Origin of the sequence: Mucilaginibacter daejeonensis (genome assembly GCF_020783335.1) — a bacterium.
GTDB classification, from domain to species: domain Bacteria; phylum Bacteroidota; class Bacteroidia; order Sphingobacteriales; family Sphingobacteriaceae; genus Mucilaginibacter; species Mucilaginibacter daejeonensis.
On sequence record NZ_CP086068.1, the window covers coordinates 4,020,387 to 4,032,811 of the forward strand.

At 45.7% G+C, this 12,425-nt stretch carries 16 protein-coding genes; 4 read left to right on the forward strand and 12 right to left on the reverse strand.

Going from position 1 to position 12,425, the window contains the following annotated elements; genetic code table 11:
• Nucleotides 1-45: 45 nt before the first annotated feature.
• From LLH06_RS17185 to dnaK, 3 genes are all read right to left on the reverse strand, one after another.
• Nucleotides 46-441 carry a hypothetical protein gene (locus tag LLH06_RS17185; protein WP_228170519.1) on the reverse strand — a complete coding sequence of 132 codons (396 nt, stop codon included), beginning with the start codon at nucleotides 439-441 and terminating at the stop codon, nucleotides 46-48.
• Between the two features lie 117 nt (nucleotides 442-558).
• Entirely contained in the window at nucleotides 559-1,569 is a 1,011-nt protein-coding gene (locus LLH06_RS17190; protein WP_228170520.1) for a glutamine synthetase beta-grasp domain-containing protein, read from the reverse strand.
• 376 nt (nucleotides 1,570-1,945) lie between these two features.
• Nucleotides 1,946-3,853: a molecular chaperone DnaK gene (dnaK, locus tag LLH06_RS17195; RefSeq protein ID WP_228170521.1), complete on the reverse strand. Its 1,908-nt coding sequence runs from the start codon at nucleotides 3,851-3,853 to the stop codon at nucleotides 1,946-1,948.
• A gap of 217 nt (nucleotides 3,854-4,070) precedes the next feature.
• Between dnaK and LLH06_RS17200 the strand changes: the two genes are divergently transcribed.
• The 4 genes from LLH06_RS17200 to LLH06_RS17215 all read left to right on the forward strand — a co-directional run bounded on the left by LLH06_RS17200 (nucleotide 4,071) and on the right by LLH06_RS17215 (nucleotide 6,320).
• A complete protein-coding gene (locus tag LLH06_RS17200) occupies nucleotides 4,071-4,622 on the forward strand; it encodes a GNAT family N-acetyltransferase (protein ID WP_228170522.1) in 552 nt (183 codons plus the stop codon).
• A gap of 13 nt (nucleotides 4,623-4,635) precedes the next feature.
• On the forward strand, nucleotides 4,636-5,208 hold the full coding sequence (locus tag LLH06_RS17205) for a Crp/Fnr family transcriptional regulator (protein WP_228170523.1): 573 nt from the start codon (nucleotides 4,636-4,638) through the stop codon (nucleotides 5,206-5,208).
• A gap of 92 nt (nucleotides 5,209-5,300) precedes the next feature.
• Entirely contained in the window at nucleotides 5,301-5,744 is a 444-nt protein-coding gene (locus tag LLH06_RS17210) for a carboxymuconolactone decarboxylase family protein (protein WP_228170524.1), read from the forward strand.
• A gap of 123 nt (nucleotides 5,745-5,867) precedes the next feature.
• Nucleotides 5,868-6,320, forward strand: coding sequence for a hypothetical protein (locus LLH06_RS17215; protein ID WP_228170525.1), 453 nt, complete (start codon nucleotides 5,868-5,870; stop codon nucleotides 6,318-6,320).
• A 71-nt stretch (nucleotides 6,321-6,391) separates the two neighbouring features.
• Here LLH06_RS17215 and rplQ read toward each other — a convergent pair whose 3' ends face one another.
• The 9 genes from rplQ to secY all read right to left on the reverse strand — a co-directional run bounded on the left by rplQ (nucleotide 6,392) and on the right by secY (nucleotide 12,425).
• Nucleotides 6,392-6,955 carry a 50S ribosomal protein L17 gene (gene rplQ, locus LLH06_RS17220; RefSeq protein WP_228170526.1) on the reverse strand — a complete coding sequence of 188 codons (564 nt, stop codon included), beginning with the start codon at nucleotides 6,953-6,955 and terminating at the stop codon, nucleotides 6,392-6,394.
• Nucleotides 6,956-7,101: 146 nt separating this feature from the next.
• Nucleotides 7,102-8,094, reverse strand: a complete 993-nt coding sequence (locus tag LLH06_RS17225) for a DNA-directed RNA polymerase subunit alpha (protein ID WP_228170527.1) — start codon at nucleotides 8,092-8,094, stop codon at nucleotides 7,102-7,104.
• A 117-nt stretch (nucleotides 8,095-8,211) separates the two neighbouring features.
• Nucleotides 8,212-8,820 carry a 30S ribosomal protein S4 gene (rpsD, locus tag LLH06_RS17230; protein WP_228170528.1) on the reverse strand — a complete coding sequence of 203 codons (609 nt, stop codon included), beginning with the start codon at nucleotides 8,818-8,820 and terminating at the stop codon, nucleotides 8,212-8,214.
• Between the two features lie 67 nt (nucleotides 8,821-8,887).
• Nucleotides 8,888-9,277 (reverse strand): 30S ribosomal protein S11, encoded by a 390-nt coding sequence (gene rpsK, locus LLH06_RS17235; RefSeq protein WP_228170529.1) that lies wholly within the window; start codon nucleotides 9,275-9,277, stop codon nucleotides 8,888-8,890.
• A gap of 131 nt (nucleotides 9,278-9,408) precedes the next feature.
• Nucleotides 9,409-9,786: a 30S ribosomal protein S13 gene (gene rpsM / locus LLH06_RS17240; RefSeq protein WP_228170530.1), complete on the reverse strand. Its 378-nt coding sequence runs from the start codon at nucleotides 9,784-9,786 to the stop codon at nucleotides 9,409-9,411.
• A gap of 74 nt (nucleotides 9,787-9,860) precedes the next feature.
• A complete protein-coding gene (rpmJ, locus tag LLH06_RS17245) occupies nucleotides 9,861-9,977 on the reverse strand; it encodes a 50S ribosomal protein L36 (RefSeq protein WP_157539780.1) in 117 nt (38 codons plus the stop codon).
• Nucleotides 9,978-9,981: 4 nt separating this feature from the next.
• Nucleotides 9,982-10,200: a translation initiation factor IF-1 gene (gene infA, locus LLH06_RS17250; RefSeq protein WP_074487406.1), complete on the reverse strand. Its 219-nt coding sequence runs from the start codon at nucleotides 10,198-10,200 to the stop codon at nucleotides 9,982-9,984.
• Nucleotides 10,201-10,272: 72 nt separating this feature from the next.
• Nucleotides 10,273-11,058: a type I methionyl aminopeptidase gene (gene map / locus LLH06_RS17255; RefSeq protein WP_228170531.1), complete on the reverse strand. Its 786-nt coding sequence runs from the start codon at nucleotides 11,056-11,058 to the stop codon at nucleotides 10,273-10,275.
• Nucleotides 11,059-11,066: 8 nt separating this feature from the next.
• Nucleotides 11,067-12,425 carry a preprotein translocase subunit SecY gene (gene secY / locus LLH06_RS17260; RefSeq protein WP_228170532.1) on the reverse strand — a complete coding sequence of 453 codons (1,359 nt, stop codon included), beginning with the start codon at nucleotides 12,423-12,425 and terminating at the stop codon, nucleotides 11,067-11,069.

Sequence of the window (12,425 nt, forward strand, 5' to 3'; positions counted from 1 at the left end):
AGCTCGTTAAAAAAAAGAGGCCCCCTTGACAGGCCTCTTTTTATTTTACCAGGGCTGGTTATAAGTATCATTATATGAATGGAGCGGTTCGCTATCATCAACATATTTCCAATTGAATTTGGCCACGGCTGGTTGCCCCGGAACACCTTCTCCGTATATAGTAGCCGAGGGATTAAGATAGTACGCCGGCACGAACTGGGTTCCATCATAGTACTCGATACTTGTAATGTAACCTTTGACCTGTGCTTCGTTTATCCAGTGTCCGTATAAACGGATCTCCACCCCTCCATCGAAAACGTATCCCAGATAAACTTCGTCTACAGCCTGACGTTTAAGGTGTTTAATGGCATGCTTGTTCGACAATGGTGCTACATGATCAAATGATGACAGCACAGTAAAGGCAAGCAAAGCCGCTGCAATAAGTAAAGTTCTTTTTTTCATGATAAAATTTATTTAATTACAATGTAGATCATTATTAATTATAAGTCAACATTTACCATAAAAAAAGGTCCCGCATATTGCTATGCGAGACCTTTTTATTTATCATTGAAGCGGTGCTTATACAGCAGCCGATTTTACTGTTTTGATGATACGGGCAGCCACTTTGTATGGATCTGCAGCCGAGTTAGGACGACGATCTTCCAAATAACCGCTCCAGTTATGCTCAACAGCGTACAGAGGGATACGGATAGAAGCACCACGGTCAGATACACCGTAGCTAAAGTCGTGGATAGAAGCGGTCTCGTGCTTACCGGTCAAACGCTGATCGTTGTCAGCACCGTAAACCTCGATGTGCTCTTTAACTACCGGACGGAAAGCCTCGCAGATCGCTTTGAAAGTAGCTTCGCTATTAGCGGTACGTAATACTGAGTTAGAGAAGTTAGCGTGCATACCTGAACCGTTCCAATCTAATTGGCCCAGCGGTTTGCAATGCCAGTTGATCGATACTCCGTATTTCTCGCCAATGCGCTCTAATAAGTAACGAGCAACCCAGATCTGGTCACCAGCATCTTTAGCACCTTTAGCAAAGATCTGGAACTCCCACTGACCAGCAGCAACCTCAGCGTTGATACCTTCAACGTTCAGACCAGCGTCAAGGCAGGCATCCAAATGCTCTTCAACGATCTCACGACCGTAAGCATTTTTAGCACCTACTGAACAGTAGTAAGGGCCTTGTGGTGCTGGGTAACCGCTGGCCGGGAAACCTAATGGTTTGTTGGTCTCAGGATCCCACAAAAAGTACTCTTGCTCAAAACCGAACCAAAAATCATTGTCATCATCCTCGATGTGGGCACGGCCATTAGACTCATGTGGCTGACCATCTGAACCTAATACCTCGCACATTACCAGGTAAGCATCTTTACGCTGTGGATCAGGGCAAATGAACACTGGTTTAAGGATACAATCAGATGAACCGCCTGGTGCCTGCTCGGTAGAAGAACCATCGAAGCTCCAGTTATCAAGATCTTCCAATTTTCCGCTGAAATCTTTTACGATCTTTGTTTTGCTACGCAGGCTTTGAGTTGGTTTATAACCATCAAGCCAGATGTACTCTAATTTTGATGCCATTTTTGTGGTTTGTTTAACAATTAAGGGAAAGTATGTTAATTTTTCCTTGCTCAGTTTCTAATTACAGGCTAATATAAAACTTTCCGCACCAAATCTTTGAAAATTTTAAGAAAAAACAAACTTTGTTTTAAATTAATTACGATTTTCCTAAAAAGCATACAAAATATTATACGGCTAATGCTTTTTCATCAAACTGCGACGTTCACCACCATCCATTTCGACCTTGATCACGACTCGAGTGTTTTTGAAGTGTAAATTTATCGTTAAATAGCTGCTAACGAATCATTTACAGCGCCTTTAGGTCTCTAAACTTCCTTAGCAATAAAAAAGCCCCCTGATATGTATCAGGAGGCTTCTTATGGTGGTTCGCGAAATATTATTTCACTTCTTCAAAATCAACGTCGGTAACGGTATCGCCACCTTGCTGCGGACCTTGACCGGCCCCTGCATCAGGGCCTGGCTGGCCACCTTGCTGACCTTCGGCCGAAGCTTTGTACATGTCTTCTGAAGCAGCTGCCCAGGCAGTGTTCAGTTCGTTCTGAGCGGCCTCGATCTCGTCAAGGTTCTTGGCTGAGTACGCCGACTTCAATTTTTCCAGAGCCGATTCGATCGGTGCTTTTTTATCAGCAGGGATCTTATCACCGTACTCTTTCAATTGTTTCTCGGTCGAGAAGATCAATGCATCAGCACCGTTCAGTTTCTCGATCTCTTCTTTTGCCTTTTTGTCAGCATCAGCGTTAGCTTCTGCTTCCTCTTTCATTTTCTTGATCTCGGCATCGGTCAAACCTGATGAAGCCTCGATACGGATCTTTTGCTCTTTACCGGTAGCTTTATCTTTAGCCGACACGTGTAATATACCGTTGGCATCGATATCGAAGGTCACTTCGATCTGTGGCACACCGCGAGGAGCCGGTGGGATGCTATCCAGGTGGAAGCGGCCCAGTGTACGGTTCTGTGAGGCCATAGGGCGCTCACCTTGCAAAATGTGGATCTCAACAGATGGTTGGTTATCAGATGCTGTAGAGAACACTTCCGACTTTTTGCTCGGGATAGTGGTGTTAGATTCGATCAGTTTGGTCATTACACCGCCCATGGTCTCGATACCTAATGAAAGTGGGGTAACGTCCAGCAGTAACACATCTTTCACCTCACCGGTCAATACACCACCTTGAATAGCAGCACCGATCGCTACTACCTCATCAGGGTTAACACCTTTTGAAGGAGCTTTGTTAAAGAACTTTTGTACCGCTTCCTGAATGGCAGGGATACGGGTAGAACCACCTACCAGGATGATCTCGTCGATATCTGAAGTGCTGTAACCGGCATTTTTCAAAGCGGTACGGCATGGTTCAATGGTACGTTTGATCAGGCTATCGGCCAGTTGCTCGAATTTGGCACGGGTCAGTTGCTTAACCAAGTGCTTAGGCATACCGTCAACAGCGGTGATGTATGGCAGGTTGATCTCTGTAGTGGTAGAGCTTGACAACTCGATCTTGGCTTTCTCAGCAGCTTCTTTTAAGCGTTGCAGGGCCATAGGATCACGGCGCAGGTCAAAACCCTCGTCGCTCTTGAACTCGTCGGCCATCCAATCGATGATCACCTGATCAAAGTCGTCACCACCTAAGTGCGTATCACCGTCGGTAGCTTTTACTTCGAACACGCCATCACCCAACTCCAGTACTGATACGTCATGTGTACCACCACCGCAGTCGAATACCACGATCTTCATGTCCTTGTGTGCTTTGTCAAGGCCGTAAGCCAGGGCAGCAGCAGTAGGCTCGTTAATGATACGGCGTACTTTCAAACCAGCGATCTCACCGGCCTCTTTTGTGGCCTGACGCTGAGCATCGTTAAAGTAAGCTGGCACGGTGATCACCGCTTCGCTCACTTCGGTACCTAAAAAGTCTTCGGCGGTCTTCTTCATTTTTTGAAGGATCATGGCCGATATCTCTTGAGGAGTATATTTACGGTCGTCTATCTCAACACGTGGAGTGTTATTGTCACCTTTCACCACGGTGTAAGGTACACGTTCAGCCTCTCTGGTCACCTCGTTAAATTGGTTACCCATGAAGCGTTTGATAGAGTAGATGGTTTTTTTAGGGTTGGTGATCGATTGACGCTTAGCAGGATCGCCCACCTTACGCTCACCATTATCAACAAAAGCCACTACCGATGGGGTGGTGCGTTTACCCTCGCTGTTGGCAATAACTACAGGCTCGTTGCCTTCCATTACCGCAACGCAAGAGTTCGTTGTTCCTAAGTCGATTCCAATGATCTTTGACATATGATTGATATTTCTTTTTATTTGATGTTACCCTCACTAATTATCAAGGCTTGTGCCAACGTGCGATCGGCAGTAAAAATTGTACAGGCACCGACAAAAACGATACTACCGTCAGTACAAGATGAGTTTTCTGTGACAGCTTGTCACTTTGAAAGGGCACTTATTGTGACAAAGCTTGTTGCTCATCATTATTTTCGGCAATTTGCCTTCATAAGGTATGTTGAACATTCGCACCAAAAGACTTTGCATCATTCCGCTTGACCATGAGCTATTGAAACTTTATCATGAACAGCCACATGCATTATTGCAACTGTTGCAACTGAAGCCTTCATTACCCTTGATCAGATCATCGTTTAAAGCGCAAATGGACGTAGCCATGAAAGAACGCTGGCTGCCTGACACCCTCGCCTACCCCGATCTTTATACCTGGTACACCAACTCGCTGATCGTGCACTCGAAAGATAGGCTGGTCCTTGGCACCACTGGCCTAGGTGGTTACCCTAACGACCATGGCGAGACCACTATTGGTTACATGATCGGCGAGCAGTATACGGGTAAAGGCTATGCTACCGAAGCTTTGACCAGTATGATCAATTGGGCATTTGCTTTCAGTGCCCTGCAAGTGATCAGGGCAGACGCATCCCGATCTAACCTAGCATCGCAGCGGGTATTAGCTAAAGCGGGCTTCGAATTGACCCATGCCGATAAAAACGACAATTATTATCAACTGACCCGTAAACAAGTACAACAGCTGATCATTAAACACTAAGTATCATTACACCATGTTTCAACCCCTTATTGATCATATTCAAAAGATAGTTCTGCTCAGTACTGAAGAACAAGCCTTACTTACCCAACATTTGCAACATCAGCACCTGGGCAAAAAAAAGTACTTGTTCAGTGAGGGTGAACGGTGCAATGCGCTGTATTTTGTAGTGAAGGGTTGCCTGCGGATGTATTTCATTAAGGATAACGGTACCGAGCAGATCATTCAATTCGGGATCGATAATTGGTGGATCAGCGATCATACCAGCCTGATGATGCAGGCACCGTCGCAATTTTACCTGCAAGCGGTTGAAGATAGCCAACTGATCATATTGCCCACGAGTAAGCACGATGAGCTGTTGAATAAGCTGCCTAAGATGGAGAAGTATTTCAGGCACATGTATCAACGCGCCTATGCTGCGGCACAGAACCGAACCTTTTACTTTTTTGACATGAGCGGCGAAGAAAAGTATCACAACTTTGCCCGCCGTTTCCCCGACTTTGTGCAGCGGGTACCGCAATACATGTTGGCCTCCTACCTGGGGTTCTCGCCGGAGTTCCTGAGCCGCGTGAGAGCAAAAGACCACTGATCTGCATTTCTTGACCTTGGTCAATTTTTGGCGAGCCGCGATCGCTCACTTTTGCTATGTGAACAACATCTAAAAATCAAAAGCATAGCAACATGACACCAAGATTTAACATCGAGCAATTAGCACCCGAAGCCTACAACGCCTTATTGGGTTTAGAAATGTATAACCGTAAAAGCGGATTGGATAAGAACTATTATGAGCTGATCAAGATCCGCGCATCCCAGATCAATGGTTGTGCTTTTTGCCTCGACATGCACACCCGCGACGCCCGCAAGTTAGGTGAGACCGAACAACGCATCTACGTATTGAACGCCTGGCGCGATACCGACTTCTTCACCCCCGAAGAACAGGCCGTGCTTGCACTCACCGAAGAGATGACCAACATACAGGGCCACGTGAGCAATGCAACTTATGACAGGGCTATCGAGCTGTTGGGGCCAGAGACCACCTATAAAGTGATCATGGCCAACATAGCCATCAACAGCTGGAACCGGCTGGCCATTACAGGTCACTTCATGCCACCACTTGCGGAATAGTATTTGAATAGCCATGGCAAAAAGGGAGCCCGTAACGGCTCCCTTTTGTATTTGATCAATAATAGATATAGCTTTATAACAATGATGAGAAAGGTGGGTATTTCCATTATAGCAGCGTTGTGCATGTCGACCATCGTATATGGCCAAAAACTTACACTCAAGGCAGAGCGCAAGGAATTTCTGACCTTCTACATCGACCATCTATCAAGACCAGTACATGACTCTTTATTATCCATTCTAATACCCCACCAAAGAGAGCCACTGCGATATGATGATGCAAAAGACTTTCACCTAAGCAAAAAAGATATAAGCTTCATGCTTGATCAATACCATGCGAACGCGCCTATCAAGCGCCTTAAAGCTTTACCGGTCGATAAAGTAACGAAGGGCAGCCAACCAACGGAGTTCGACCACTACATTTCGCTCCCTGTGTTCTCAATAAAGCGCGATGTCGCATTCATCAGAACATATTATTACTGTGGCCCCCTCTGCGGAAGTGATGGCATTGAGATCTACATCAAGCGCAAGGGTAAATGGATACCGTCAACATATGACCCACCCCGTGCTGAATTCTAAATATCAGTAAAAACAAAAGCGGCCGGTTCAAATGAACCGACCGCTTTTTCGCTTAAATGATAATTGATGAATTATTCGCCTTTTTCAGCGTTCTCTTCATTGGCTGCAGGAGCTTCTGGAGCTTCTTCAGTTTTTGGTTGCTCGTCAACAACCACTGCTTCATCAGCAGGAGTTACTTCGGCAGTAGCAGCAGGAGCAGCTTTGCCTTTACCAGCACCACCACGACGGCGGGTAGCTTTTTTAGCAGGAGCAGCTTCAGCGCCGGCACCGTATACGGTGTTGTAATCAACCAGCTCGATGATGGCCATCTCGGCGTTGTCACCCAAACGGTTCTCTAATTTGATGATACGGGTATAACCACCTGGACGGTTAGCTACTTTCTCAGCGATCTCGCGGAACAGGATAGTTACCGCTTCTTTGTTTTGCAGGTAGCTAAATACTGTACGACGTGAGTGAGTAGTATCTTCTTTTGATTTAGTTACGATCGGCTCAACATACACACGCAGTGCTTTAGCTTTAGCCAAAGTAGTAGTGATACGTTTGTGCAGGATCAGTGATGAAGCCATGTTGCTCATCATAGCCACGCGGTGGCTCTTGGTACGACCTAAGTGGTTGTGTTTTTTACCGTGTCTCATTTTGTTGTTTGTAGTGGCACGTGCATACCGTTGGGCGGCGTTGCCGTCAAGCCCTCGGAATTATGCCGGGTTTATTTAGAATTTAGACTCAAGAGCCGAGAACAAAGAAATCTTGTATCTTGGTTCTTGACTCTTGAGTCTTGAAATTATTCTTCGTCCAGTTTGTATTTGGCCAGGTTCATACCAAAAGAAAGTCCTTTTGATTTAACCAGGTCCTGGATCTCGGTCAATGATTTTTTACCGAAGTTCCTGAATTTAAGCATATCGGCAACATCGTATGATACCAGATCAGCAAGGCTACGGATATCAGCTGCTTTTAAGCAGTTCAGTGCGCGTACTGAAAGGTCAAGATCAACTAGTTCGGTCTTCAGGATCTTACGCATGTGCAGGATCTCCTCGTCAACCTCTTTGGTCTCCTCTTTAGCCTGAGCTTCCAGCATCATGTTCTCATCAGAGAACAGCATGAAGTGTTGGATCAGGATCTTAGCGGCTTCTTTCAGTGCTTCTTCAGGATGGATAGAACCGTCAGTTGCAATGTCCAGAACTAATTTCTCGTAGTCGGTCTTTTGCTCAACACGATAGTTCTCGATGGTGTACTTAACGTTCTTGATCGGGGTATAGATCGAGTCGATAGCGATAACGCCAACCGCTGCATCAGGGTTCTTGTTCTCTTCGCTCGGGATATAACCGCGACCTTTATTAACGGTCAGTTCAACTTCAAGGGTAACCGCAGGATCCATGTTGCAGATCAGCAGGTCAGGGTTCAATATGGTGAAGTTGTTCGAGAACTGGGTGATGTCGCCGGCTTTGAATGTATTTTGGCCGTTGATGATAACAAAGATCTTTTCGCTATCGCCTGAATCACCTGTTTTTTTCAACCTCACCTGTTTCAGGTTCAGGATGATCTCGGTAACGTCCTCAACCACACCTTTGATGGTAGAGAACTCATGCGTTACACCTGAGAAACGTACCGAGGTGACAGCATAACCTTCAAGTGATGAAAGTAAGATACGACGTAAAGCATTACCAATGGTTACACCGAAGCCAGGTTCTAACGGACGAAATTCAAACGTACCTTCAAAGTCAGTAGACTTCTGCATGATAACCTTATCAGGTTTTTGAAATGCTAAAATTGCCATTTATTATGCTTTGTTTATTGTTTACGAATTAAATAGATAAAAGACATGAGATGTTAGATCTGTACATGGCCTTAACCATATCAGATCTAACATCCCATATCTCAATACTACTAAATATTATTTAGAGTATAACTCGACGATCAGGTTCTCCTTGATGTTCTCAGGGATCTCATCGCGGTTAGGGTAGTTCAACAGCTTACCGCTCAATGCAGCAGCATCCCACTCGAACCAGCTATACTTGTTCACTTTGCGGCCAGCTACCGAGTTGGTAATAGCTTCCAGTGATCTTGATCTTTCACGTACGGCAATAACATCACCAGCTTTCAAAGTGTAGGAAGGGATGTTAACCACCTCACCGTTAACAGTGATGTGTTTGTGACCAACCAGTTGGCGTGCGCCTGAACGAGTTGGGGCAATGCCTAAACGGTAAACGGCGTTATCTAAACGAGCCTCTAATAATTGAAGCAAGTTAGTACCGGTGATACCTTCACGAGCCGAAGCACGGTGGAAAAGGTTCTCGAAGTAACGCTCTAATACACCGTAAGTGTATTTTACCTTTTGTTTCTCCATCAGCTGTACAGCGTACTCTGATTGCTTGCCTCTGCGTTTTGAAACGCCGTGCATGCCCGGAGGGTAGTTCTTTTTCTCTAATACTTTATCAGGACCGAAGATCGGCTCTCTGAACTTACGGGCGATCTTGGACTTTGGTCCGGTATATCTTGCCATTGTTTGTGTGTTTTAAAGTACCAAACAGCCTAAAGCTGAAGGATCTTAGCTTTAAAAATATGATTAATTAAACTCTTCTGCGTTTTGATGGACGGCAACCGTTGTGTGGAAGCGGAGTGATGTCCTTAATGGTAGTGACTTCGATACCTGAAGTTTGCAGCGTACGGATAGCCGACTCACGACCAGAACCAGGACCTTTAACAAACACCTCAACTTTACGTAAGCCCAGGTCATAAGCAACTTTACCGCAATCGGCAGCAGCTTGTGAAGCAGCGTAAGGAGTGTTCTTTTTTGAACCTTTGAAACCCATTTTACCTGCAGAAGACCAAGAGATAGCCTGACCGCTGGTGTTGGTCAAAGTGATGATGATGTTGTTGAAGGTAGCGTTAACGTGTGCTTGGCCAACCGGCTCAACGATCACGATACGCTTTTTGGTTACTTTTTTAGCTTTAGCCATTTTCTTTTTTTACGATATGGTCTATGGATTACTTGATCAGCGAATGATCAGGACCCATGGCCCGTTTGATAATGTATGTTCCCAATAAATGCAGGACCTTTTATAGAAGCCCTGCACCTACTGATCAGTTATTATTTAGTAGCTTTTTTCTTGTTAGCAACTGTCTTACGTTTACCTTTACGGGTACGTGAGTTGTTCTTGGTACGTTGACCACGTAAAGGAAGACCTTTACGGTGACGGGTACCACGGTAGCAACCGATATCCATTAAACGTTTGATGTTCAGTTGAACTTCTGAACGCAGTGCACCTTCAACCTTGATCTGGTCGTTGATGATACCACGAATAGCAGCCAACTGATCGTCGGTCCATTCTTGTACTTTGGTGTCATAAGAGATACCAGCCTGGTCCAAAATGTTTTGAGCCGTAGTGCGACCGATACCATAAATGTAGGTTAATCCTATCTCTCCCCTTTTGTTTCTTGGAAGATCGATACCTGAGATCCTTGCCATATTTTTTGATTGTTTTTAGATGAGCGACCGAACGGCGGGCCACCGTTGTACGGATATCGCTCCAATGTTTTTAATTATCCCTGACGTTGTTTGTACTTAGGGTTCTTTTTGTTGATCACAAAAAGCTTCCCTTTGCGGCGGATGATCTTGCAATCAGCGCTGCGTTTTTTGATGGATGCTCTAACTTTCATGTTATTATTTATATCTGTAGGTTATTCTACCCTTGGTAAGGTCATATGGACTCATCTCCAATTTCACCCTGTCACCAGGAAGGATCTTGATGTAGTGCATACGCATTTTCCCCGATATATGCGCGATGATCTCATGACCGTTCTCCAGCTCTACCCTGAACATTGCATTGGATAATGCTTCCTTGATAGTACCGTCTTGTTCGATCGATGATTGTTTGGCCATATATTTTACTGATTCTTACTTGTTTATACCGATGCAAATCGGGATGCAAAAATAAAAATAATTTTTGAAATATTAATTATTTTTAGCTAAAACTTCTTCAACGTATGAAAATGTTGATAAAAGCTCTGCTTTGCCCTTGCGCACAGCTACCGTATGCTCAAAATGGGCGGATGGTTTACCGTCAACGGTAGATACGGTCCAGCCGTCCTTCCAGAACTTGACGCCCGCTTTGCCCCCATTGATCATGGGTTCTATCGCGATGACCATGCCCTCTTCTAACTTAGGTCCTGAGCCGCGTTTGCCATAGTTGGGCACTTCTGGCTTTTCGTGCAGTTTAACGCCAACGCCATGGCCTACCAGTTCCTTCACCACACCAAAGCCATGACGCTCGGCATGTTCCTGAACGGCATACCCGATGTCGCCTACGCGCATACCGGTAACGGCTTTAGCAATTCCTCTGTCAAGGCACTCTTGAGTCACCTTCAACAAGGTTTGCGTTTCCGGGCTTACCTCGCCAATGGCAAAGGTATAGGCCGAATCGCCGTAGAACCCGTTCAGGATAACACCGCAATCAACAGAGATGATATCGCCATCGGTAAGCTCATGCTGACCCGGGAAACCATGCACCACCTGATCGTTAGGTGATATACATAAAGAGTAAGGGAAACCGTGAAAACCAAGGAAAGCTGGCACGCCTCCATTATCTCTAATGAAGGTCTCTGCCAGCTTATCTAATTGTATGGTAGTTACACCGGGCTTAACGATCTTGGCTACCTCTCCCAGTGTCTTTGACACCAGTTGGGCACTTTGACGGATAAGCTCTATCTCTTCGGCTGTCTTGAATATGATCTTCGACATTATCTGTATTAGATAGCCGGTGGTACGGTACCAGCTGCGGTAGGAACGGCCGTGCGGCCTTTAACCCTACCGGTCTTCATCAGGCCGTCATAGTGGCGCATCAGCAAATGGCTCTCGATCTGTTGCAGCGTATCTAAAACAACACCCACCAAGATGATCAGCGAGGTGCCGCCAAAGAAACGAGCGAACTGACTGTTCACATGTGCCATGTTAGCCAGTGCAGGTATGATCGCGATGATCGCCAGGAAGATCGAACCAGGTAAAGTGATGCGTGAGATCACGGCATCAATGAACTCTGAAGTAGGATTACCCGGAGCAACGCCCGGAATAAAGCCACCGTTCTTCTTCATATCATCTGACATTTGTTTCGGGTTAACGGTGATAGCCGTATAGAAATAAGTGAACAGAATGATTAGGATAGCGAACACCAGGTTATGCAACCATGAAGTATAGCTTGATAAAGCGATCAGTACGCTGTTAGATGCGATGTTAGGGAAGAACGAAGAGATGGTAGCCGGGATGAACATCAATGCCTGAGCAAAGATGATCGGCATAACACCTGCAGCGTTAACTTTCAACGGGATGTACTGACGCACACCACCGTATTGTTTGTTACCTACTATGCGTTTTGCATACTGTACAGCGATCTTGCGTGTACCTTGAACCACCAGTATGGTGAACATGATAACGGCTACCAGCGCCAGTATCTCCACAATGAACAGCAGTGGACCGCCAGACGCGTTGGCACCGCTCACACGTGAGTTGAACTCATCGATGATAGCTGCCGGCAACTGGGCTATAATGCCCACCATAATGATCAGCGAGATACCGTTACCGATACCTTTATCAGTAATTTTTTCACCTAACCACATCACGAACAGGGTACCTGCGGTAAGTACGAATATCGAGCTCAGGTTGAACCAGAACGCACCCATAGCCGGGTTGATCGCGTTAGGCGTGATCTGCGATTTTACGTAACCCACGGCTTGTGCCATGGTGATCAATATGGTCAGATAACGGGTCCATTGGTTGATCTTGCTGCGACCGCTTTCGCCCTCTTTTTGCAATTTTGCAAAGTAAGGCACGGCGATACCTAACAACTGCACCACGATAGATGCCGAGATGTAAGGCATCACACCCAAAGCGAAGATAGATGCACGAGAGAACGATCCGCCGGCGAACATGTTCAATAGGCCTAACAGACCATCTTTTGCTGCCTGATTGTTCAACACGTTGGCATCAACACCTGGCAATGCTACGTACGAACCCACGCGGTAGATCAAAAGAAATAAGAGTGTGTTTATGATACGCACTCTCAGATCTTCGATCTTCCAAATATTGGATAATGTGGTGAAAAAATTTTTCAT